The organism is Trichocoleus sp. FACHB-262 (assembly GCF_014696035.1).
Lineage (GTDB): Bacteria > Cyanobacteriota > Cyanobacteriia > FACHB-46 > FACHB-46 > Trichocoleus.
The window spans coordinates 51,496-74,225 of sequence record NZ_JACJPK010000086.1 but is presented as its reverse complement, the minus strand read 5'-3'; the positions used below and the strand labels follow the sequence as shown (position 1 = coordinate 74,225).

At 49.6% G+C, this 22,730-nt stretch carries 18 protein-coding genes; 11 read left to right on the top strand and 7 right to left on the bottom strand.

Annotated elements, in window-relative coordinates:
* Window position 1 precedes the first annotated feature (1 nt).
* Window positions 2-1,318 carry a DUF2330 domain-containing protein gene (locus H6F68_RS17880; RefSeq protein ID WP_399314389.1) on the top strand — a complete coding sequence of 439 codons (1,317 nt, stop codon included), beginning with the start codon at window positions 2-4 and terminating at the stop codon, window positions 1,316-1,318.
* 32 nt (window positions 1,319-1,350) lie between these two features.
* Here H6F68_RS17880 and hpsE (H6F68_RS17875) read toward each other — a convergent pair whose 3' ends face one another.
* From hpsE (H6F68_RS17875) to uvrB, 3 genes are all read right to left on the bottom strand, one after another.
* On the bottom strand, window positions 1,351-2,337 hold the full coding sequence (gene hpsE / locus H6F68_RS17875; RefSeq protein ID WP_190561074.1) for a hormogonium polysaccharide biosynthesis glycosyltransferase HpsE: 987 nt from the start codon (window positions 2,335-2,337) through the stop codon (window positions 1,351-1,353).
* Window positions 2,338-2,361: 24 nt separating this feature from the next.
* Window positions 2,362-3,333, bottom strand: a complete 972-nt coding sequence (gene hpsE / locus H6F68_RS17870) for a hormogonium polysaccharide biosynthesis glycosyltransferase HpsE (protein ID WP_242065559.1) — start codon at window positions 3,331-3,333, stop codon at window positions 2,362-2,364.
* 800 nt (window positions 3,334-4,133) lie between these two features.
* On the bottom strand, window positions 4,134-6,131 hold the full coding sequence (gene uvrB / locus H6F68_RS17865; protein ID WP_199300155.1) for an excinuclease ABC subunit UvrB: 1,998 nt from the start codon (window positions 6,129-6,131) through the stop codon (window positions 4,134-4,136).
* Window positions 6,132-6,792: 661 nt separating this feature from the next.
* Between uvrB and H6F68_RS17860 the strand changes: the two genes are divergently transcribed.
* From H6F68_RS17860 to H6F68_RS17850, 3 genes are all read left to right on the top strand, one after another.
* Complete coding sequence (locus tag H6F68_RS17860; protein WP_190432190.1) at window positions 6,793-6,975, top strand: CsbD family protein; 183 nt, start codon at window positions 6,793-6,795, stop codon at window positions 6,973-6,975.
* Window positions 6,976-7,262: 287 nt separating this feature from the next.
* Window positions 7,263-7,700 carry a hypothetical protein gene (locus H6F68_RS17855; RefSeq protein WP_190432192.1) on the top strand — a complete coding sequence of 146 codons (438 nt, stop codon included), beginning with the start codon at window positions 7,263-7,265 and terminating at the stop codon, window positions 7,698-7,700.
* 122 nt (window positions 7,701-7,822) lie between these two features.
* On the top strand, window positions 7,823-8,341 hold the full coding sequence (locus tag H6F68_RS17850) for a hypothetical protein (protein ID WP_190432194.1): 519 nt from the start codon (window positions 7,823-7,825) through the stop codon (window positions 8,339-8,341).
* Between the two features lie 305 nt (window positions 8,342-8,646).
* On the opposite strand, the gene rpe is transcribed toward H6F68_RS17850, so the two are convergent.
* Window positions 8,647-9,348, bottom strand: a complete 702-nt coding sequence (rpe, locus tag H6F68_RS17845) for a ribulose-phosphate 3-epimerase (protein ID WP_190432196.1) — start codon at window positions 9,346-9,348, stop codon at window positions 8,647-8,649.
* Between the two features lie 130 nt (window positions 9,349-9,478).
* Here rpe and H6F68_RS17840 point away from each other — a divergent pair, with 130 nt between their 5' ends.
* The 3 genes from H6F68_RS17840 (at window position 9,479) to H6F68_RS17830 (ending at window position 13,270) form a co-directional block, all read left to right on the top strand.
* The gene (locus tag H6F68_RS17840) at window positions 9,479-11,095 is read left to right on the top strand and encodes a S8 family serine peptidase (protein WP_313930188.1); all 1,617 of its coding nucleotides are present in this window, start codon (window positions 9,479-9,481) and stop codon (window positions 11,093-11,095) included.
* Window positions 11,074-11,811 carry a hypothetical protein gene (locus H6F68_RS17835; RefSeq protein ID WP_190561070.1) on the top strand — a complete coding sequence of 246 codons (738 nt, stop codon included), beginning with the start codon at window positions 11,074-11,076 and terminating at the stop codon, window positions 11,809-11,811. The genes H6F68_RS17840 and H6F68_RS17835 overlap by 22 nt, the downstream gene beginning before the upstream one ends.
* A 169-nt stretch (window positions 11,812-11,980) precedes the next feature.
* Window positions 11,981-13,270, top strand: coding sequence for a serpin family protein (locus H6F68_RS17830; RefSeq protein WP_190561068.1), 1,290 nt, complete (start codon window positions 11,981-11,983; stop codon window positions 13,268-13,270).
* A 19-nt stretch (window positions 13,271-13,289) separates the two neighbouring features.
* Here H6F68_RS17830 and H6F68_RS17825 read toward each other — a convergent pair whose 3' ends face one another.
* Window positions 13,290-14,531, bottom strand: coding sequence for an AI-2E family transporter (locus tag H6F68_RS17825; protein WP_370588049.1), 1,242 nt, complete (start codon window positions 14,529-14,531; stop codon window positions 13,290-13,292).
* Window positions 14,532-14,697: 166 nt separating this feature from the next.
* On the opposite strand from H6F68_RS17825, the gene H6F68_RS17820 reads away from it, so the two are divergent.
* Entirely contained in the window at window positions 14,698-15,375 is a 678-nt protein-coding gene (locus tag H6F68_RS17820; RefSeq protein ID WP_190561066.1) for an SOS response-associated peptidase, read from the top strand.
* On the opposite strand, the gene H6F68_RS17815 is transcribed toward H6F68_RS17820, so the two are convergent.
* Window positions 15,362-18,808 (bottom strand): response regulator, encoded by a 3,447-nt coding sequence (locus tag H6F68_RS17815; protein WP_190561065.1) that lies wholly within the window; start codon window positions 18,806-18,808, stop codon window positions 15,362-15,364. The genes H6F68_RS17820 and H6F68_RS17815 overlap by 14 nt on opposite strands.
* A 325-nt stretch (window positions 18,809-19,133) precedes the next feature.
* Between H6F68_RS17815 and H6F68_RS17810 the strand changes: the two genes are divergently transcribed.
* The 3 genes from H6F68_RS17810 (at window position 19,134) to H6F68_RS17800 (ending at window position 21,667) form a co-directional block, all read left to right on the top strand.
* Window positions 19,134-19,628 (top strand): DUF427 domain-containing protein, encoded by a 495-nt coding sequence (locus H6F68_RS17810; protein ID WP_190561063.1) that lies wholly within the window; start codon window positions 19,134-19,136, stop codon window positions 19,626-19,628.
* A gap of 2 nt (window positions 19,629-19,630) precedes the next feature.
* Complete coding sequence (locus H6F68_RS17805) at window positions 19,631-19,990, top strand: hypothetical protein (protein ID WP_190432210.1); 360 nt, start codon at window positions 19,631-19,633, stop codon at window positions 19,988-19,990.
* A 282-nt stretch (window positions 19,991-20,272) separates the two neighbouring features.
* A complete protein-coding gene (locus H6F68_RS17800) occupies window positions 20,273-21,667 on the top strand; it encodes an LCP family protein (protein WP_190561061.1) in 1,395 nt (464 codons plus the stop codon).
* On the opposite strand, the gene H6F68_RS17795 is transcribed toward H6F68_RS17800, so the two are convergent.
* Window positions 21,664-22,614 (bottom strand): alpha/beta fold hydrolase, encoded by a 951-nt coding sequence (locus tag H6F68_RS17795; RefSeq protein ID WP_242065558.1) that lies wholly within the window; start codon window positions 22,612-22,614, stop codon window positions 21,664-21,666. The genes H6F68_RS17800 and H6F68_RS17795 overlap by 4 nt on opposite strands.
* Window positions 22,615-22,730: the final 116 nt, after the last annotated feature.

The window sequence follows — 22,730 nt, the reverse complement described above, 5'->3', positions numbered from 1 at the left end:
TATGATGAAGCCGTTACGAATATTGCTGGGCTTGCTTTTGGCGCTGGTTATTCTAATTGGGTATGTACCTAATGCTTGGGCTTTTTGTGGCTTCTACGTCGCTAAAGCAGATACCAAACTCTATAACAAAGCTTCTCAGGTTGCGATCGCCAGAGATGAAGAACGCACTGTCCTGACGATGGCCAATGATTTCCAGGGTGATGTCAAAGATTTTGCGATCGTGGTGCCTGTGCCAGTGGTGCTAAAGCAGGAGCAAGTTCATGTCGGCGATCCTAAAGTGCTAGAACGGCTGGATGCCTTTAGTGCCCCTCGTCTGGTGGAATATTTCGACTCCAATCCTTGTGAAACTCAAACTTTTAATGGGAGGGTAATGGCTCCGTCTGCGGCAATGGCTGGTGCGCCTACAGAAGCTGCGAGCGACAATGCCCTGGGAGTCAAAGTTGAAGCTCAATTCACGGTGGGTGAGTATGACATTGTCATCCTCAGCGCTAAGGAATCCAGTGGTTTAGAAACTTGGTTGAACCGCAGTGGTTACCGCATTCCTAGAGGAGCGAAGCAACTTCTGCAACCCTACATTCGCCAGAACCTAAAGTTTTTCGTCGCCAAGGTGAATCTAGCAGAGTTTGAAAAAGCGGGCTATCAATTTCTCCGCCCAATCCAGATGGCTTACGAATCACCCAAGTTCATGCTGCCGATCCGTTTGGGCATGATTAATGCTGCCACCGAGCAAGACTTAATCGTTTACCTGTTGTCTCCTCAAGGCCAAGCTGAAGTCACTAACTACCGAACCGTGAAGGTGCCCTCAGATGCTGAAATTCCAGTTTTTGTCAAAAACGAGTTTGGCGACTTCTACAAATCTATGTTCCAGACAGCCTACACTCGTGAAGGTAAAAAGGTAGCTTTTTTAGAATATGCCTGGGATATGGGCAACTGCGACCCTTGCTCAGCTGAACCTCTCAACCCTGAGGAACTGCGTCAGGCGGGTGTTTTTTGGCTCAACGATAACGCCTCCTCCAATGTTTTCCTGACCCGGATTCATGTCCGCTATACCCGTGACAAGTTTCCTGAGGATCTAATGTTCCAGGCAACCTCGAATCGACAGTCCTTCCAAGGGCGCTATGTTCTGCGCCATGCCTTTACAGGCGAGACGAACTGCGCGGCTGGGCGACAGTATAAGAGAGCTTTACCCGCCCGCTTTGAACAAGAAGCTCAAACCCTGGCTAAGCTAACGGGTTGGAATATCCAGGATATCCGTCAGAAGTTGCCTAAAATTTCTAGCCAAACCGCTCCATGGTGGCGCAATCTCTGGCCCAAATAACGCACCCTAGTAAACCGCGATCGCGCCCTAGTTTAGTTAGAGCCTGAAGGAGTCTGTAGCGGATTAGAAACAGCTTTAGTCTGAAGATTTTTTCTGAGGTAGTAAAACGGACTCATCAAGCTACCTAGAAAAAACTCCAGTTCGCAAGCGGCAATTAGATCTGTTTTGACTCGTTGGCGATACTTGAGTAAATGCATCACAGCTCTCCGGGAATTACCTAAAAAAGTTCTGGCCATGATCCAGGGCTTCTGGGCATCCGCAGTGTAGATCAGGCGTAACTCACAGGTCGCCAGCCCACACCCTCTAGCTAGCTCAGTCAAATAGGGTCGTTCTAAACGCCAATGAGGAATTTGATGATAAGTTTGCATGGCAGGGTTGTACCAAATTTCCCAACCTGCCTTGTGTAGATACAGCAGAGGTTCGTAGTCATCCCCCTGCACCATGCACCCGCGAACTTTACCGCTCAAAGCAGGACGTTGCGGGACATGCTCAAGCCAAGCCCGCCGTCGCACCACTAAAGAAGCTGCTGGCGGTAAACTGATCCGCTCTGGCTCATACAAATTTGGATTTGGACCGCGCTGCCGAATCGCCAGAAATGCCTGAATTTTCTCAAAATTAGCGGGAGGCTCTACCTCATAATCTCCATAGATCTGTCCGCCATAGGCTCCTGCCTGAGGGTGAGTTTGCGCAAATTCATAGGCAGCGACGAGCCAATCTGGCGTTGGCAAATTGTCATCATCTAAAAAGCCAACTAGTTCACCCTGTGCTTCTCGAATCGCTCGCTGGCGGGCAAAAGCGGCTCCTTGTTCTGGCTCAAAGCAATACTTGAGGGGATAAGGGTGAAACCAGTTGGCTTGATACAGTTGCACCACAGCGGCAGTACCATCGGTGCTGTTGTTGTCAACGATGATGATTTCCCATCGAATCGATTCAGCAGCAGTTTGCGATCGCAAGCGCTCCAGAATCAGCGGCAGGCGATCGGCACCGTTGTAGGTAGGAATTGCGATCGTTACATCCATAGGAAGATTAGAACTTAGGCCCTCTTAGTTTTTCAGGGTTTTCTTCCAGTGGTGGAAGGGGCTCAGTAAACTGTTGCGGAACAGCTCCATTTCACAAGTCGCTACCAAATCTTGAGGGATGACGGTTCTATATTTCAGCCAGTGCAAGAAAATTTTACGCATATCGTTCAGGATATAGGCCAGAGCTGCCAATGGACGCTGCCATGGTTTAACACTAAGCATGCGAGTGTAGTAGCGACTCAGACCAATCCCTCGAAACATGGCGAGTAGATAATCTCGATCAAAACGCCAGTGGGGAATTTTGTGGTGCATTTCCATGTCTGGGTTGTACCAAATTTCCCAACCTGCATTCTGAATATGCAGAAGCAGTTCTAGATCTTCCCCCGGTTCGCTGGCCGCGATCGCTTGCCCCTGAGACTGTCCAACTCTTCCTTTTAAGGTAAAAGTTTGAGGCACATAGCGGCTCCAGACACTTTTACGCACCACTAAGCCTGCTGAGGGAGGCAACAACTTTTGTCGAGGATCGTATAGCAGTGGCTGAGGACCGCGTTCAGTAATCGCTAAGAAACCAGCAATTCTCTTAAAGTTTTCGGGAGGTTCTACTTCAAAGTCACCGTGAATTTGACTCGCGTAGGCACCCGCTCTAGGGTGAGTTTGAGCAAAGGCGTAAGCTGCTGCCACCCAGCCTAGATCTGGAAGATTGTCATCATCTAAAAAACCGATCAGCTCGCCTTGGGCTGCTTGCACCGCCCGCTGCCTCGCATAAGCAGAGCCTTGGCGACCCTCAAATAAGTATCGGATGGGACAGTGAGCGGGCCAATCTGCCTGGAGGGTACGAATGACCTCAGCAGTCTGGTCTGTACTGTTATTGTCAACCAAAAGGATTTCCCAGCGAAAATGCTCTGTATTCACCTGCGATCGCAGGCGCTCTAACAACCCAGGCAAGCGGTGCTCACCATTATAGGTAGGGATGGCAACTGTAAATTCAGGAGACAAAGGCTTGCAGGGAAGAATAGGGCTTCTACTAGAAATTGCCTGGGAAGAGGGCCTTGGAGAGTAGGGCATTTGAGTTAAGAGTTTAAGTGAGTAAGGTATGTTTTGGTCAACCTTGTCGTGGCAACAGCCAACAAGGACTCGAAGCACTTAACTGTTGCAATAGAGCCCCTAGAGTAGACTCGCTGTTGCAAATTGCCTGATTCTCAATTTTAAGTAGACCCCTGATTTGCCACCGAGTGTTGTATTCCTAATAGCAGCTATTAGTTAAACCAATTGTTTTAAAAGTTTTGCAACTTTATTCAATAGCTTTCTAGGTTGAAAGCCGACCACTTAAAATTCCTGTAGTGCTACCAAGAATCTTGCCCAACTCTTAAGTTCAGCGAACAAGTTTCTAACAAATAGTGATCGGCAATAACTTACCCAGCGATCGCTTTGCTGCGATCGCAATCCCTTAGGGTGGAGTTTCTCCCACTTCTGCCATGACATTAAAATCCAGCATGGGCATAAAGAGGTAAATGCTGCCCCGATTCGCGTAGCGATATGCTTGCAATCGGTTATGTTGCTTCACTATCAAGCTCCTAGCTAGACGTTTATCTAGGTAGCTCACTCAGCTCTCATGGAATGCGCTGTGTTCTGCTAATCAGAAAGCCACAAATCTTAAGACGAGTAAGCCTCCATATTCTCGCTTTCAGGAACCGCTTCTAGACATCTAGCTTAGGAGTGATTTCACAGCTCAATTTGAAGCAGTGATGAGAGTTTCATCAAGCAGAGGCAAAGTTTGAGAGATAATACGGAGGTGCTTAGTGGCCCAATAGCTTGTCGCGTAAGTGTTTGATGCGATCGCGATACTTAGCGGCCTCTTCAAATTCTAATTTTTTCGACGCTTCCTTCATCTGAGCTTCTAGCTGACCGATTAGCTGCGGAATGTTTTCTAGAGGGAGATCACTGGCTTGCTCATAGACTTGATCTAGTTCTTGGGCGTTGAGACGGCGGGATACCTCTAAAAACGACAAAATAGCGTTACTCGATTTTTTGATAATTGGCTGTGGCGTGAGGCCGTGCTTGGTGTTGTACTCCATTTGCACTGCTCGCCGCCGCTCGGTTTCGCTAATGGCCTTGGCCATACTGTCAGTCAGGTTGTCGGCGTAGAGAATAGCTTGACCTCGGATGTGACGCGCTGCCCGACCAATAGTTTGAATCAGCGATCGCGCCGCTCGTAAGAAACCTTCTTTATCCGCGTCTAAAATTGCGACCAGAGATACTTCTGGTAAGTCCAACCCTTCACGCAGCAGGTTCACGCCAATCAGCACATCAAAGGTGCCTTCCCGTAAATCCTGCAAAATCTCAATCCGCTCGATGGAGTGAATCTCAGAGTGCAGATAGCGAACCCGAACGCTGCGCTCCTGCAAGTACTCGGTCAAGTCCTCAGCCATCCGCTTAGTCAGCGTGGTGATCAGCACCCGTTCCTGAAGCTGCACTCGCTCTTGAATTTCGCCGAACAAATCATCAATTTGGCCTGTAGTGGGACGGACGAAAATTTCCGGGTCAAGTACTGCGGTAGGCCGAATCACTTGCTCTACGACTCGACCTTCCGAAATTTCCATCTCCCAGTCTCCAGGAGTGGCAGAAACAAAAATGCACTGTTTTGCCTTGCCCCAAAACTCCTCAGACTTGAGGGGGCGGTTGTCGGCGGCACTGGGTAAACGAAATCCGTGCTCAATCAGCACTTGTTTGCGGGCTTGGTCGCCATTGTACATACCCCGAATCTGCGGCACAGTGACGTGAGATTCATCAACGACCAAGAGCCAATCTTGGGGGAAATAGTCGATTAAGCATTCGGGGGGATCTCCCGCTTGCCGCCCGGCGAGATGGCGCGAGTAGTTTTCTACACCGTTGCAATAGCCCACTTCTCGTAGCAACTCCAAGTCGTAGCGGGTGCGCTGCTCTAGGCGTTGGGCTTCTAGGAGCTTGTTGTTTTGCTCTAAAATTTCCAGGCGATCGCGCAGCTCTTGTTCGATGGCGTTGCAGGCTCCCTCTAGGCGGTCTTCGGGAGTGACGAAGTGACGGGCAGGGTAAATATTCACCCCTTCCATGCTTTGCAGCGTTACACCCGTCACGGGATCGATGTAGCGAATCGCGTCGATCTCATCGCCAAAAAACTCCACTCGAATGATACGGTCTTCGTAAGCTGGGCCAATTTCCAGCACATCCCCTTTGACTCGGAAGCGACCGCGCCCCATCTCTAAGTCGTTGCGAGAATACTGCACAGAAGCTAAATCGCGCAGAATTTGGCGTTGGTCGGCTTCCATCCCCACGCGCAGGGGCACAGCCGCATTCAGATATTCGGAGGGAATGCCTAAGCCATAAATGCAGCTAATGGAAGCGACCACAATCACATCGCGCCGTTCGAACAGCGATCGCGTGGCCGAGTGCCGCAGCATATCAATCTCTTCGTTGATCGAAGCTGTCTTTTCAATGTAAGTATCGGTCACCGGAATATAAGCTTCCGGTTGATAGTAGTCGTAATAACTAATGAAATACTCGACGGCGTTGTTAGGAAAAAACTCTCGCAACTCGTTGCAAAGTTGGGCCGCTAAGGTTTTGTTATGAGCCAAGACTAAAGTGGGCTTTCCCACGTTTTCAATCACCGAAGCGATCGTAAATGTTTTACCAGTACCCGTTGCCCCCAGCAGAGTTTGGAAACGTTCACCTGACCTCACGCTCTGGGTCAGTTGCTGGATCGCCTTAGGTTGATCGCCAGTGGGTTGAAAAGGAGCTTGAATCTGGAATTGCGCCATAATCTCGACTCAATAAAAGCACAAATTTGCTAGAGTTTCGGCTCTTGCGCCTAGTGACTTGAGAGCAATCTGGGGTCGCTCGGAGTCAACTAGCCACTCCTCTAGTGTAGCGATCTCAAGTAGTACATTTGGTCGCCTAGAACACGGTGAAATTCGCGATCGCCCGTTGAAATCACAAATGAAACCAGCCAAAGCAACCCAGGATATCTCAACACTTCAATCTGAACTGCGAATTACAACCATTAGTGACCCTCAATATAACTGTAGCGGATGGAACTGTGAGCTGAGGACTGATTAGAATCTAGGTCTTTACATTGAACAGTCAAATATCTAACTAGTAAATCAATTAGTGATTGGGCACAATCCTAGGAAACTCTTGAGACAGCCAAAGGTAGGGCAATATTTTTTACCTTTCTCGGCTCACATTTACTGAATTAAGAATCAAATTCAAGAGATTAATAAATAAGAAACTTCTTAATTCATAAACCGTAATCCTTAAAGGTTAAATCAAAAGGCGCAATCCAGAGTAAGGCTAATGCAACTTCTGGCAGATGGCTCAGATCGTAGTTGTCGCTACATTAGGAATTGTCAAGTGGAATAGATTTTCACTTTTCAACGTGATATTTGAATTTAGAGTTTTGAAAATTACGGAGTACATAAAATGAGTGCAGAAGATAGAGCTAAAGCAGCTGGCAAAAATATTGAGGGCAAAGCTCAAGAAGCTTGGGGAAATATAACGGGCGATCCCAAAGACCAAGCAGAAGGACAAGCCAAGCAAGTTGAGTCTCAAGCTCAGCACGCTAAAGAAGACATCAAAGATAACATCAAGAAAGCAATTGACTAGTCATAGCTAGTTCTAATGTGAGTGCTGGGTAGCTCGCGAGCTACCCAGATTACTGGGTACTTATATTTCTTGAGCTTTCTGAATTTGAGTTAGTTACGAGTAATTACAAAACCGATATTAGCTCCGAAGGTCTCACCTGTTTTCAAAAATACTGTTTTTAACTAACTCAAATCTAGTTGCCATCTGTAGTAGGCTCACCATTTGCCAAACAACTTCCAAGCCCTACTTTTAACAGTGGGAAGTTATAGCAATTCAAATGATTAATTAATTTTGCGAGGAGACCTTTCGTGAATTTACTTCAACATAGTCGTAAGTTTTTCACGGCTTTAGCTTTGGTTTTGGTACTTACCATTACAACCGCTTGTGGTGGGCCATCCTCAGCCACTCAAGCGGTGAACCAGCCGACTCAAATTGAGAATCGTTCAGGTTATAGCCAACTGGAACGAGGTAACACGGCTGCAGGTGGCAACTTTGCTAACTGGGTTGTGCAGACAGCTCATGGTTTAGTGCAGGATGCTTATGTTCGGGATAACAACAAGCTGGGAGTAGTAATTTCCAAGCAAGTTAAGCCTAACGAAGTGCGGCCCTTAGCCAAGTCTTTGGTACAAGGCTTCCGGCAGAGTGCGCCTAACCGTGATCTGACGGTCTTGATGTATGCCCCCGACAAACAGTTGATTTTGACTGCTCGCTACGATTCTGGCTCTAAGCAAGTTGAGTATCAGTAAGGTGTAGACCAACAAGACGTAGACCAGCGATCGCTATTCTACGAGCAGCTTTCAATTTCAAATAGCTTTTTTATAACTTCAGATGTTGCCAAAACTCTGATGATTAATAGGAGATTAATACTGTGACTAGCAGCGAAGATTACAAGCGTCAAATCATGAATGATTTGGCTCATGGCAGCACCGAGCAACTCGACGATAACTCGTCTCTAGAGAACTATCAAAGTTTTGACGATTTTGCTCAGCGTTCTTCTAAAGATGAGCGCCGTCATTTGTTTGGTCGTTCCTTCCATCCAGAGAAGATCCCTTCTGCTCAAATGGAGCCTGAGCTACAGAAAGCGATCGCCCAAATCAAACCCAATGAGCGGGACGATGTAGCTCGTGAGTTTTTCAAGCACTTCAAAGAACGTGGGTTGAGCGATCGCGATTTGGAACGGCAGTTGAGTCTCTCTACTCATCACCCCAGCCGCATGAATGCAGATGATGTGACTAAGCTGGCGAGCTTTGCTTATCACAATCATCCTGATCTTTTCCGCGATGTTTTAGCTGAGCAACCAGGCATTGTTAAATTCTTTAGCAATCCTATGGTGGGTGCTGCGTTTGGGTTAGTGGCTGCTAGATGGCTCTCTAACCGCAATAAGTAATCCTGAACTTCAGGGAATCAGCACTATTCGAGTCAAGGTTAATTGAAAATCTTCACTTTAATGGTGCTCATGATTTAGACAGTTCAAACTGTACAAACTCTTCAACCCAAAGGTACCTTTAATTAGCTACCTTTGGGTTTTTAATTATTTAATAGAGCCAGCCCAGTCTAAAGGCTAAAATCCTTTAGAGCTTTGCCATTTTTAGCGTCTACCGTTTTTTATCAAAGACCAATAAAAAAGCAAGCTACTAGGAACTAGTAACTTGCCATTGAATTATCTAAGCAAAAGTTTAGGTAACTGTCAGATTAAACAGTGGCTAGCTCAGGACGCTTGCTGTTGCGGATACCTTCGATCGCAGTTGCATAATCGGGTGCATTGAAGACCGCAGAACCCGCCACAACCGCGTTAGCACCTGCTTCTAAGACTTGCCAAGTATTGTTAGCCTTGAGGCCACCATCAACTTCAATCCAAGGATCGAGACCCCGCTCATCACAGATTTGACGCAGCTTGCGAATCTTGGGTAGGACCGCAGGAATAAAGCTTTGACCACCAAAGCCAGGGTTGACACTCATAATCAAAATGAGGTCACAAACTTCTAAAACGTAGTCAATCAATTCTAGTGGGGTGGAGGGATTGAGGACTACGCCAGCTTTCTTACCGAGTTCTCTAATTTGACAGAGGGTGCGATGCAGATGGGGAGAAGCATTGTGCTCGCAATGTACAGAGATAATATCGGCTCCAGCCTTAGCAAAACCTTCTACATACTTCTCTGGCTCCACAATCATCAGGTGGACATCCAAAGGCTTCTGAGTCACGGGGCGAATCGCTTCTACAATCAGCGGACCGATCGTGATGTTAGGAACAAAGCGGCCATCCATCACATCTACGTGAATCCAGTCTGCTCCTGCTGCATCTACTGCACGAATTTCGTCTCCCAAACGGCTAAAGTCGGCTGATAGGATGGATGGAGCGATAACTATCTGTTTCTCGGATTGCGGCTGCGTCATGGCGAACGATTTCTCCCGTGTCCTCTGTCGTATCCAGTTTAACAAAATGTTTAAAAAATATTTAATTAGAAGGTTGTCATTTGATCCTCAAATCCCCCTTGGCTTGTAAAGATTTCGTGGAGGAGAGGCTGTGACTCAGCCGTGGATGTTGAACAGCTTAGCAGGGTTATGGGGAGGACTCAGTGTTACTGTTCTGCCTGCCTCCTTCCAGGTTGCTAGAAGCTCGCTCGGTGAAGCGGGCATTGATGCCTATCGGCTGCAAGCTCCCCCCTACAACCTTACGGGCAACAAAGTTGCGATTGGTCAGGTAGAAATCGGTCGTCCGGGTAAGTTTGGTGTCGATAAGGCCGTTAATCAAAGCTGGGCGATCGCGCTATTGCGGGTCTTCTTTCGGGATGGCCCTGCTAAAGGCAACACCCACGTCGACGGTCACGCTCAAAATGTGGCCAGCATCATGGTTAGCGCTGATCCAACCATGCGGGGAGTGGCACCCAAAGCGCGGCTTTATGCATCTGCGGTTGGCTTATTGCAGGGTAACGGCCAACCAGAAGAATGTTTATCAGCTCAGCATGTGGCGCAGCAAAATGGAGGAGACATCCGAGCTATTAACTTCAGCTTTGGGGAATCGCTACAACAAGACCCGCGCCCTAAAGCCCGTCTTGATGGCAATGCCCTACTCACCCAATGTCTAGATTGGTCCACTCGCGCCCATGACGTTTTGTATGTTGTCGCTGGTAATCAGGGGAGAGGGGGGATTTCTATTCCCACAGACAACTTTAATGGGGTGAATGTCGCTTTTACTCGCCGTTTAACCAGTAATGGGCCTTTTGCTCTGGTAGATGCAGCTAACTTAGGTGACGAGGTTATTTCCCCATCCCAGCGATCGCTTGGTCTGGAGAGCAACGTGGGGCCTCGTCGCGCTATTAGCTTAGTGGCTCCTGGCAGTAACATCGTGGCGCTGAACCCAGATGGCAAAACCACTAGAGTCACTGGTACTAGTTTTGCGGCACCCCACGTCACCGCTAGCGTGGCTTTGTTACAAGAATTTGGCGATGCCGCGATGCGCCGAAAAAGCAATCAGTGGGGGTTGGATGCTCGACGGCACGAAGTGATGAAATCAGTTTTGCTCAACTCAGCGGATAAAGTCCGCGATCGAGGTGATGGCTGGACTTTAGGCATGGGCCGCACCATTTTGGATCGCAATCAGCAAGACTGGTTCGCTTCAGATGCCTACCGCGATCGCACGATTCCCCTCAACCTGCATATGGGCACGGGACAACTCAACACGTTTCGCGCCTACCAACAATTTCAACCAGGCCAATGGAACCCAACAACGCCAGTTCCTCCGATTGGTTGGGATTACAGAACTGTAGCGGCGCAAGCGAAGAGTTCGTTTCAGGACTATGTGCTGGAGCAGCCTCTACAACAAGGCAGCTTTGTCTCTGTCACCTTGGCTTGGGCTCGGCGAGTGGAGTTACAAGACCGAAATCGCAATGGTGAGTATGATATCAACGAGAACTTTAGCGATCGCGGCCTGAATAATCTAGATCTGTATTTGATGCGAGCTGAGGATAATGACCCAGCGGATAGCATCTGGGCCTCGGTTAGTGAAGTTGATAGCGTTGAGCATATTTTTTACGCGATTCCTACGACGGGGCGGTATAAAATCCGGGTTCTGTATCGCCAGCAGATGAATCAAGCAACTCAACCATATGGGCTGGCTTGGTGGACTGTTCCGGCTCGTTAAACCAGATTGTGCCTGTGGTTTGGATACTTGTTTGGGCCATTGTTTGGGCAGTTGGGGGTGGATTATTAGGCGCGGTGGGGGGTGCCATCTGGGGGCCTGTGAATGCCGCGATCGCGGCTACGATCCTGACTTCAATTGGCAGTGTGACTAGTGCAGCGCTGTTCTGGGTAGTTTGCTGGCTGCTGCCTGAGGCTATCGTGCCGCTACAAGCGAATCTGCCTCATTTTGAGTCGATTGGCGCGGTGATCGTGGCGATCATGGGTGGGGCGTTAAGCAATTCCTTATTTAGTGCTCGGCTCCAAATCCCAAATGTGATTTTTTGGAGCGTTTATGGCACTGGCTTAGGGGGCATTGTTGGTAGCATCGGCAGTCTCATTGGTCTCCCAGTTGCCAGTATTACCCCAGAAGTCCTAATGACTGCGATCGCCGCAGGTTCAGGTTATGCGGGCTATGGAGCGGGTATCGGGGTGATAGGCGGTTTGCTCAATACACTGTTGGCTTCTCAGCTGAGCTTTTTCTTTCAGCCAAGTTCGGGTTCCATATCGGGGGCTTTGTGGTCAGGAGCATTGGGAGCAGTCCTAGGTACTATTGTCGGAGCCATGATTGGAGCGGCGATCGGCTTTATTTTTGTTCCTGGGGTGGCAACGGCGATCGCGCTCTGTACTGTGATGCTGGTGAGCAGTGTTCTGTGGATGTTGAGCTGGAGCTACAAATAAAGCCACATAGACTCAACATGCCTAGCAGCTTCTGGATTACACAGTTGCCAACCGTCAGTGACCAACCGTAATGAGATGTTGCGGAAAAGGTAACTACCCGGTGCTTTTATCCCGACCAGACTAATCTAGGGGAGGAAAGTTTTTCATCCCTGAGCCACAGAGCAGCCTCATGAATTTACGGTCATTGCAACGAGTTGGCACGATTACCGCTAGCACCCTGTTACTGCTTAGCTTGGTCGGTGGCTGGCAACTGGTGACGCTTAGCGCTGCCCAGGCACGGCCTAATGCTTCTGTACGGCCTCAGGCTCAGGCAACCACTTCGCAATCAGAGGCCCTTGATCGTAAACTTGTGACTGCCAACACCACCTTTGGCTTCAAGCTATTTGCCCAAGCTCTGAAAGCTGATGCTGGCAAGAATGTGTTTATCTCACCCTCTAGTGTTGCGATCGCCTTAGCAATGACCTACAACGGAGCCAAGGGAGAGACGCAGCAAGCAATGGCGAAAGCGCTGGAACTGCAAGGGTTAAGCTTAGCGGACGTGAACCGCAGCAATGCAGCCCTGATCTCAGGATTGCAAAAGGCAGACCCAGCGGTAGAAGTAGCGATCGCCAACTCGTTGTGGACCCAAAAAGGCGCGGGATTCCAACGAGAATTTTTGCAGCGCAACCAACAGTTCTACAAAGCCCAAATCACGGAACTGGATTTCACCCAGCCTCAGGCAGCTAGCCAGATCAACCGTTGGGTGCAGCAGAAGACCCGAGGTAAAATCAGCCAGATTGTGGACCAAGTGCAACCGAATTTGGTGCTGTTGCTACTCAATGCGGTCTACTTCAAAGGCAAGTGGAGCGAAGCCTTCGACGCAGCAGCCACCGTAGAACGTCCCTTTACGCTGGCGAATGGTACCCGTAAGCAGCACCCCCTGATGACCCAAACCGGGGAATACGACTATTACGAAACTAGTAAGTTTCAAGCGGTAAGCCTGCCTTATGGAGAAGGGCGCTTGAGCTTGTATCTGTTTTTGCCTAAATCTAAATCTAATCTACCGTCCTTCTACCGCGATTTAACCGCCGCTAATTGGGAGCAATGGATGAAGGAGTTCCGAAATCGTCCCGGTTCCGTTCAAATTCCCAAGTTCAAGCTAGAGTACGACCTCAATCTCAACAACGCGTTGAAAACGTTGGGTATGGGCATTGCTTTCAATAGCAGCAAGGCGGATTTCTCGGGAATGAGTCAGGCAGATTTGGCGATCGATCAGGTCCGACACAAAACCTTTGTGGAAGTCAATGAAGTTGGCACTGAGGCAGCCGCAGCAACTTCGGTAGAGATGATCGTTACCTCAACTCAATTTCCACCAACGCCATTCAAGCTAGTGGCCGATCGCCCCTTCTTTTACGCAATCCGAGACAATCAGACAGGTAGCTTGCTGTTCATGGGTTCGATGGTAAATCCTCAGACCTAGGCTCGAACTGGATGGAGCGCTAAGCTTCTGGTACCTCTTTGAGCGTGGGGTCTTCTGGCGGGTGCATGGGTGCGGTTTCCACAATCGTACGTGGAGCGCTGAGACTCGGCCCTTCCGTCACAAAATTGTGGCTTGCGGCTTGGCCAAGGTTAGGCGATCGCAAGGCCATTAAAGCAGTTTTGATCACGACTGCTGTGGGCACCGCCACAATTACACCGAGCAATCCACCGACCCGTGCCCCTGCCAAAATAGAGATTAGGACCCAGACTGGGTTTAGGCCTGTCATGCTGCCCAAGATTCGAGGGGCAATCAAGTTTTCTAGAATCTGCTGGACAATGACCGAAGCAATCAAAACTCGCAGCCCTAGCCACACGTTTTGCAAAGTTACCAGTAGCGTCACGAGGGCAATGCCGACGGTACCGCCAAAGGGCACCAAAGCCATCAAGCCAATGGTCAAGCCAAACAATAAGCCAAAAGGCACCTTCAGCCACAAAAATGTGGGAATCAAGGCAGAGGCCATGCAGGTAGCAAGAATCAACTGCCCAATGAAAAAGTTCTGAAAACTCAGGCGCAACGTCTGAGTAAAAGGCTGACGCACGGGAGCAGGTAGCCACTCCACCACGCTAAACCAGAGGCGATCGCTATGTTGCAGCAAGTAGAACGACAGCACAATGGTCAATAGACCATCTAGCAAACTTGTAACCGTAATCACTGCCAAGTTGAGCGCTTGCCCTGCAATTCCTTGTAATTGCCCCTTCAAGCGATCGTTGATTTGCACTACCAACGCATCAAAATTAACGGGCAAATTCAACGCTTCCGCCCGCTCATTCAACATCAGCAATTGCCGCCGCCCAGAGTCAATCCAGTCGGGCAAGCGACTGACTAATTGTTGAGCTTGACTGAACACCAAAGGCACTAGCGTCACGCCTAAGGCCAACAACACTGACAAAGCCAACAAAAACACCAAAATTGCTGCTTGCTGCCGTTGTGCACCATGCCGCTCCAACCAACTGACTGGGTAGTTGAGTAGAAAGGCGATCAAAGACGCGCCAATCAAAATCACAATCAGGGAGTGGAAGTACTCGAACATCAACGCCAGCGCCCAAGCATTCAGCACGAGGAGGGGTGCTGCCAGCGCGATCGCCAAAAAGCGCGGAAACGGCTTGAGTGATTGCCACCAATTCAACAGCCGCCGAGCTTGCGTAGGCCGCTGGACAGGGGGTTCAGATTGAGTTTTTAGTTGCAACCGATCATCAGCCACGGAGGTCAAGCCCAATCTAGTAAATAAACTCTAGTAAGAGTATTACCAAGGATGAATATTCTTCGCTAGACAGAGCAAGCCTGGTTCGGCCTAGCTCTACATTCAATGTAAGAGAATCTGCTCAGAAAAAAAGCTATCCCAGGTTTGAGAGGCGAAGGATTTAGGCATGTGTGGACGATTTACTCAGAGCCAATCCGCAGCAACCATTGCTGCCACATTTCACTTAGCGGCAGTACCTGATCTCGCACCCCGGTACAATATTGCGCCGACGCAGCCGATCATGGCAATTCTCGCGACCGCAGAACCCGCAGAACAGCCCGAGCGACAATTGCGTCAGTTGCGCTGGGGACTGATTCCCAATTGGGCTAAAGATATGAGTATGGGATCTCGGTTGATTAATGCTCGCTCGGAAACAGTGGCGGAGAAGCCTGCTTTTAGATCCGCATTTCGGCAAAGACGTTGCCTGATTGTGGCAGATGGTTTTTATGAGTGGCAGCGCTTAGAGAAGAAAAAGCAACCCTTCTACTTCCGACTGCAAGATCAGCAACCGTTTGCCTTTGCAGGGCTGTGGGAGCATTGGCAAACCCCAGAGGGCGATCGCCTTGATTCCTGCACTATTCTCACTACCCAAGCCAATGCGTTACTCAGCTCGATCCACGATCGCATGCCCGTGATTTTGCCTCCCGAAAGTCACGACTTGTGGCTTGATCCCACTGTGCGGGAGCCTGAGCAGTTGCAACCTTGGCTTCAGCCTTATGCAGCCGAGGCTATGACTGCTTACCCAGTTAGCACCAAAGTCAACAGTCCTGCCTATGACCATGCTGAGTGTATCAACAGTCTTTAACTTGCTGGAGCACCGTTCTCACCTTTCTGTACTCCAGGTCTAAGCGGGGCAGCAAAACCACGGCTTCTTCCAGCGTTGCCTGACACGCGATCGCTTCCAGTTCTTGGCAAAGCTCAGCTAGCGGCAAAGCCCCGACTATCACACTCAAAGATTTCCAGGTTTGGGCGGCTTGATGTAAGGCGGCTGGGTCGTGATTCGTCACCGCTAGCGCGATCGCTTGCATCAAATCAGCGGCTTCCTCTAGATAACTGTCAATCGCCTGGTAAAAGCTACTAGCAGCTAGGTCTTCGCCCTGTTGCAAAGACTGCAATATTTCCAAATCAATTACAGTCTCTAGGGCTCCAAAGGCAAAAGTACTAGCTTTTTGGGCTGTTATAGCCTGACCCTCTCGCAGCACCCGCATTAATTCTTCAACTCGAATCGGCTTGCTGATATAGTCATCCATCCCTGCTTGCAGACAAACTTCTCGGTCTCCTTGCATGGCGTTGGCAGTCATGGCAACAATGCGAGGCCGCTCAGTCACCGACCAAGCCTGACAAATCTGTTTTGTTGCCGTCAAGCCATCCATTTCGGGCATCTGCATGTCCATCAGAATCAGGTCATAACGCTGGCGGCGCAGAGCAACTAATACTTCCAAGCCATTACCTGCCACATCAGCGCGGTAGCCCATCCGTTGCAACAAATGCAAGGCTACTTTTTGGTTCACCACATTGTCTTCAGCTAGCAAAATTCGTAAAGGATGTTGCGCCGCCAGCCAAGGAATCTCAGCTTTGACTTCCGAAGCCCGCAGGCTAGCAGATGAAGCAGAACCTGCCTCTGGTCCCCAAACTTGCATCAGGAGTTCATAGAAATGCGACTGCTTAATCGGTTTACTCAGGATTGCAACAATCTTGATCGGGCTTAGCTCGGTCTGGGCTTTGGAATTGCCTACAGAGCTCAGCAGGACGAGGGGGACGGTTTGACCTTGCGGCTGTTGGCGAATCGCTGTAGCCAAGCTCAAGCCATCAAAGCCTGGAACCTGCGGGTCCAGCATCACTAAATCGAAGGCGGGAGTTTGCGTAATTTGCTCCAAGGCTGCCTGGCTAGAACCGACGGCTTCAGCCGTGACGCCCCACATCTGAGCTTGTTGAACCAAGATTTGGCGAATTGTCACATTGCCTTCCACGATCAGCAGTCGTTTTCCAGCAAACTGGGGCGATCGCATTGATAACTCGCTCTCTACAGCGTTAGGTGTCGCCTCAACCACAATGGAAAAATAGAAAGTAGAGCCTACCCCGACTTCACTCTCCACCCAAATGCGGCCTCCCATCAATTCGCTTAATCGCTGACTAATGGCCAACCCTAACCCAGTACCGCCATACTGACGGCTAGTGGAAGCGTCAATTTGACTAAAGGGATGAAACAGACGGTGAAGGCGATCGCTAGGAATGCCAATTCCAGTATCTTTCACCGCCACACGAATCGAATATTTCGCTGCCCCAGAACTGGCAGAAGCGTGGGTTGCCCCTAACTTGCGAGCAGCGACGGTAACCACCACCTCTCCGGCTGCCGTAAACTTAATCGCATTGCCGAGCAGATTAACTAAGATTTGTCGGAGCCTAGTGACGTCGCTCACGATTGAAGTAGGAACTTGTGTCTCCAGGACATAAGCCACTTGCAACCCTTTTTCTGCCGCCTTGGGTGCTAGTAAGTCCAGCACTCCTTCAATACAAGTACAGAGATTAAAGGGCTGTTGCTCTAGCTCCAACTTGCCAGATTCAATCTTAGAGAAATCTAAGATGTCATTGATGATGGTTAAGAGCGTTTCTCCACTACTACGAATGGTTTCAGTAAAATCTCGCTGTTGAATGGTCAGACCTGTATCGAGCAAGAGGCCCGCCAGACCGATCACCGCATTCATCGGTGTACGAATTTCATGACTAACTGTGGCTAAAAATTCGCTCTTAATTTGGTTAGCTGTTTCAGCCGCTTGCTTTGCCTGTGCTAGGGCTTCATTCTGTTCAGTCAGCTTTTGGCGCTGGTGCTTTTCTTGCTCTAACAAATGCGCCTGACTCAGAGCAATCCCCACTTGGGCGGCCACTGACTCTAGAAGCTCCACTTCATTAGGAGTCCAGGCGCGAAAGTCATCGCACTGGTAGAGGCTGATTACGCCATTCGCTTCCCCTTGATAGGAGGTGCGAATCGTCAATAAAGATTTAAGTTCTAAGGGATCAAAAATAAAGTGATAAGGCTCTAATAGCGGTTCAGCATAGACATTGGTGTAGGCGATCGCTCGGTCTTGCGACAAAACTGCTGCTACCAAGTGATTATTAACCGCAGAAATATCGGCCACTTCTGCCTGATTGATCAAGATAAAACCGGATTCAGCATATTGAGCCACCAAGCAAATCCGAGGGGTAGGGGTCGTAAGATAGGTCCGAATCACACAACGATTCACGCCAAAAGCTTGACCAATCTGTTGCACCGCAGTCTGAAAAATTTGGGAGGCATCCAGGCTTTGGCGAATTTCTTCGGTAATTTTCTTGAGTAAGAGCGTGCGCTGAAACTGTTGTTGCAACACTGCCTCGGCTTGATGGCGTTCTTGCGCTAAGGCGATCGCGGCAGCCGCAGCCCGCAACAAATCAATTTCCGAGGTTTCCCAAGCGCGGGCTTCTACACAGTTATCAAAACCAATGAAGCCACAAAATCGGCTATTGACAATAAAGGGCAACACTAAAATCGATAGAATGCCTTGCGGCTCCAAAATTACTCGTTCTGATTCAGGGAAATCAACCACGATACCCGCCACAATCTCGCCTTGCGACAACCTCTCGGCCCAGCGGGGGAAAAAGTCGGCATAGGAAAGATTTTGTAGCTCGGGATTGTCAATTTCGGGTTGAACGCCTGCGGTACACCACTCAGCCCGTTGGCTCATCAGTAACTGAGAACTGTGCCGATGAGAGTTTTCAAAGTGGTTTTCAAAGATGTAAACTCGGCTAGCTCCAGAAACCTGGCCTAGGAGTTGGAGGACTGAAGTGTAACCCTGCCAATCTTCCTTGCAGACCAAGAGTTGCTGCTGCACTTCGACTAAAGCAGCTAAATATTGCTCTCGTTTAGCGATCGCTGCTGCCGCTTGTTTTTGCTCCGTTTGTTTTTGTGTCAAATTAGAGCCGGAACCAGTCATCTTGAGGGGGTTTCTGGCCTGATCGCGCTCAACCGTTTGCTCAATGGTTGGCTGAATCATTTGCTCAGTCATCTGCCCCATAGCTGGCGCTTCTAGTACCAAAGTGGGGTGGCTCAACGGAGTCAGAGACAGTGCTTTCGAGAGCGGAGCCAACCAAGCTACTTCTGGTATCAACGGCTGTCGGGCCGCTCTGCGAGCCGCGAGAAAGACAGTACTGAGGTAGTAGCCTGCCAACAAAAGGTTAGCGCCGAAAAGCAGTTCACTCAGCATCTGCTAAAACCTCTGAGAGTAGAAGTAGAACTGATAGAGTTTGCCATTGATTCTGAGACTGGCACTCATGGATTCAGCTTTGCAGCTTAGATGCCAGGATGACACATGCAGTATTCCCGATCTGGAGCGGGGAACTGAGTTGGCAGTGAAATTTCTCAGCAGTTGTTAGCCTATGGTTAGCCCCACCAACAAAATTAGCCTCCTGCCAATAGGAGAGCGATCGCCCTCTCTGAGCGCTTGCCGCTCCAGCACGGCTGAAAAATCGGAATTATTCATGATACAAATTTTGCTGGCTGAGGTTGTCTTTCTGAGGAGATGATTGTAAGTGAACCGTGAGCGTACTATTCCAGGGCCAGGACAAGAATCAGTCTGGGACTACCCCCGTCCGCCCCGCTTAGAGGATTCTCCTAAGCATATTCAAATAGTCTTTAATGGCGTCGTGATCGCAGACACCCATCAAGCAAAACGAGTTTTAGAAACCAGTCATCCTCCCGTTTATTACCTTCCTCCTGCGGATATTAATCCAGACTCTTTAATTGCTTCTGCTCAAGCATCTTGGTGTGAGTGGAAAGGACGGGCAGGTTACTACACTGTTGCCGTCGGCGATCGCCAGGCTCCGAATGCCGCTTGGTTTTACCCTGAGCCGACTCCTGCTTTTGAGCCGCTTAAGGACTATGTGGCGTTTTATCCCCACTTGATGGAAGCCTGCTACGTCGATGGAGAACAGGTCCAGCCCCAACCAGGAAACTTTTACGGCGGTTGGATTACCTCAGATATTGTTGGCCCGTTTAAAGGCGCATCGGGGACTTGGGGTTGGTAAGCATGAAAGATGTTGACCCTTTAGAAAGCCAGGACTTAAAACGGCTACAGATATTCTTCTACTTGATCCCAGTCGTCGGCTTTTTTCCCGCCATCTGGACGCTGTATCGCAATGAAGGAGGCCGTCAGAGAAAAGCCCTGAGTCGCTTGGTTGTAACCCTCGCCCTAGGATGGCTGTTTGGGTATATCTTATTAGGCACTGGAGCCCAAACTTCGGAATCTCTCACCCTACCCTTGCTATTGATGAGCAGTTTGCTCACCTCTGGCTATTTTTTGGTCAACATCTGGTTAATGGTACGGCTATGGCAGCGTAAACCATTGCGTTTGCCTGGAGTCAGTCATCTCAGCGATCGCCTACCGTAAGTAGGAAGCTGCTTTTAGATGAGCGATAACTCTCTCTTGCGTTTGAAGCCAAAGGGTTCGTTCCTTAGCTAAACCTAAGAGAGGGGCATCAAATGTCCAGTTTTGGCACAGAATCCAGGGAATACTGTTAACATGCTGCTGTGAACTGGACAGAGGCTGGAAAACTATTGGCTTGCCAGCCTGAGATTGGCTGCCCTATGTTTGAGCAATTTGGGTGCAGAGGTTTCCAAGTCACTCCAGTAGCATCAGCTATTTTTGCTTTAGTGTGTGTTGAGGAAGCCAGTGTCGACCCAAAAGATCCCTTACCAGCGATCGCTGCCGAAACGTCATCAGCCCGTGCCCAAGAAACCGACGAAATCAAGTAACTCACGTTTGGTTTGGCTATTGTTTAGCCTCACTGGGGTCGCTATGTTATCAGCGACGGCTGGAGCTTTGTTGGCGGTATCTCTGGCAACCACCCCACTGATGCAGAGTAAACTCAGCGCTGAAGAAGCAGCAGTCTTTGGGCAAGGCGAGAGCATTTCCAGCAATCCTAACTTCCGCTTACCTCAACTCACCCGTCCCGTCAGCATTCTGATATTGGGCGCTAAGGTCCTCTCCACCGACGTCCAAAATCCGCCTGCTTACGCGCGTAACTTAGGTTATCAAGCCACAATCAACTCGCTTGATGGTTTGACTGACACCATGTTGCTGGTTCGGTTCGATCCAGACAGCAAAAAGTTAGCGGTGCTATCCATTCCTCGCGACACCCGTGCCTACGTGGAAGGATATGGAGTCACCAAGATTAATGAAGCGAACTACTATGGTGGTCCTGCCCTCAGCGCCAAAGCTACCAGCGAGTTACTCGATGGCGTGGGTATCGATCGCTATGTTCGGATCAATGTGCAGGGAATTGAAAAACTAATCGATGCTTTGGGTGGTGTCACGGTCTACATCCCCAAAGACATGAAGTATCAGGATGACAGCCAACACCTCTACATTAATCTTAAGGCTGGTAAACGTCGCTTAAACGGCAACCAAGCTCTACAGTTTTTGCGATTTCGCTACGACGAGAATGGAGATATTGGCCGCATTCAACGCCAGCAAATGCTGATGCGAGCCTTAATGGAGCAAGCGCTCAATCCCGTTACCTTGGCTCGCGTTCCCAAGATTCTGTCTGTGATTCAGTCGCACCTCGACACAAATCTGAGCGTAGAAGAGTTAATGGCTTTGGTCGGATTTGCCACTCAGACCAACCGCTCTAACGTGAAGATGCTGATGGTGCCTGGCGATTTTAGCGCTCCAGGAGAATTCCAAGCAAGTTATTGGGTTCCTGATCAGGATCGCATTCAATCACTGATGGCCCAGCATTTCAATCTTGGTGTGGGTAGTTCTCTGCCCACCAACCCCGCCTATTTGCGAGTCGCGATCCAAGACAGCACCCGTGAGTCTGCGGCTACAGATGGCGTGATGAGTGCGCTAAATCAGGCAGGATATGAGAATGTTTCCGTCAATGATCCTTGGACCGAACCGCTGAATGTGACGCGGATTGTAGCCCAACAAGGAGATGCCGAAAGCGCCGAAGCCTTGCGCCAAGTTTTAGGAGTTGGTGAAGTCCGCATCGAGAGCACAGGAGCTTTGCAATCAGATGTCACGATTCAAGTGGGTAAGGACTGGCTGCGCCAGCAAAGCCGCTAAGGTACAGCTTCCTCGGAGTGAGTTGCCTGAGTCATAATCCACTCCTGCAAAATCGGATTCACCCGCTCTGGAGCTTCATCTTGCGGACAGTGCCCTAAACCCTCCAGCGCAATAAATTGCTGAACTTGAGGAAACTTGGCGAGCTCCTGACCCAAAGCGATCGGCTCCCAAGGATCTTCGGCACCCCAAAGAATAATCGCGGGACAAGGTATGACGGGTAGTAAGTCTTCTGGCAATGGCCCCTGAGAGTAGCGAGTAAAAGCCAAGAAGACTGCTGCTGCTCCTGCATCCACAGTAGGGGCCATCAATAAATCCACTAGTTCATCCGAAACTGCGGTTGGATCTCGATATGCTTGCAATAAGATCTTCCGCACCACCTTGCGTTGTGCGAGGCGGCTAAAAAAGAACTGCCCAATCCAACTCACGCCTAGTAAACGCTGTAGCACAGGGGCACCGACTCGCCGATGCCAGGGCAATCCCAACCGCTTGCGATCGTGCAGTAGCCGTAAGGAACAGTTGAGTAAAGCAACTCCTAAAGCAATTTCTGGCCGATCCACCGCTGCTTGCATCGCCACAATGCAACCAATCGAATTCCCTACCAGAAAAGCAGGGCCACCCACGACTTCTTGGCAAAAATCAGCGACCTGTTGCCCCCAAGTTTCCATCGTGTACTCGATTTGCTCCCCAGGCTGCAACGGGCCGGGTTTGGCTTTAGCGGAACCCCCAAAGCCAATCAGATCTAGGGCGTAAACGCGACAAGTAGTGGATAGAGCGGGAATATTCTTGCGCCAGTGTCCCCAGGATGCCCCAAAGCCATGTACTAGAACTACAGCAGGCCCGCGATCGCCTTGGGTATGGTAAGAAATTGGAAATCCCTGCCAGTTCCAGGTCAAGGCAGTGAGATGGGAGTAAGTCACGGCTGAGGCATTAGAAACGGGGGGCATCATGGAATTTCTAGAAAACTACTGGCAAAACTGCATAAGCTTCAATCCTTATTGTGGCAACAAGCCCGCAGGAATGCGCGGTAATGGCTAGAACATAGGCTGGAGTACCAAGAAAACCC

Bases quoted from the DNA above. Each gene is read 5' to 3' on its own strand.
- H6F68_RS17880 (WP_399314389.1), top strand. From the start codon at position 2: ATGATGAAGCCGTTACGAATATTGCTGGGCTTGCTTTTGGCGCTGGTT.
- hpsE (WP_190561074.1), bottom strand. From the start codon at position 2,337: ATGGATGTAACGATCGCAATTCCTACCTACAACGGTGCCGATCGCCTG.
- uvrB (WP_199300155.1), bottom strand. From the start codon at position 6,131: ATGGCGCAATTCCAGATTCAAGCTCCTTTTCAACCCACTGGCGATCAA.
- H6F68_RS17860 (WP_190432190.1), top strand. From the start codon at position 6,793: ATGAGTGCAGAAGATAGAGCTAAAGCAGCTGGCAAAAATATTGAGGGC.
- rpe (WP_190432196.1), bottom strand. From the start codon at position 9,348: ATGACGCAGCCGCAATCCGAGAAACAGATAGTTATCGCTCCATCCATC.
- H6F68_RS17830 (WP_190561068.1), top strand. From the start codon at position 11,981: ATGAATTTACGGTCATTGCAACGAGTTGGCACGATTACCGCTAGCACC.
- H6F68_RS17820 (WP_190561066.1), top strand. From the start codon at position 14,698: ATGTGTGGACGATTTACTCAGAGCCAATCCGCAGCAACCATTGCTGCC.
- H6F68_RS17815 (WP_190561065.1), bottom strand. From the start codon at position 18,808: ATGCTGAGTGAACTGCTTTTCGGCGCTAACCTTTTGTTGGCAGGCTAC.
- H6F68_RS17805 (WP_190432210.1), top strand. From the start codon at position 19,631: ATGAAAGATGTTGACCCTTTAGAAAGCCAGGACTTAAAACGGCTACAG.
- H6F68_RS17795 (WP_242065558.1), bottom strand. From the start codon at position 22,614: ATGATGCCCCCCGTTTCTAATGCCTCAGCCGTGACTTACTCCCATCTC.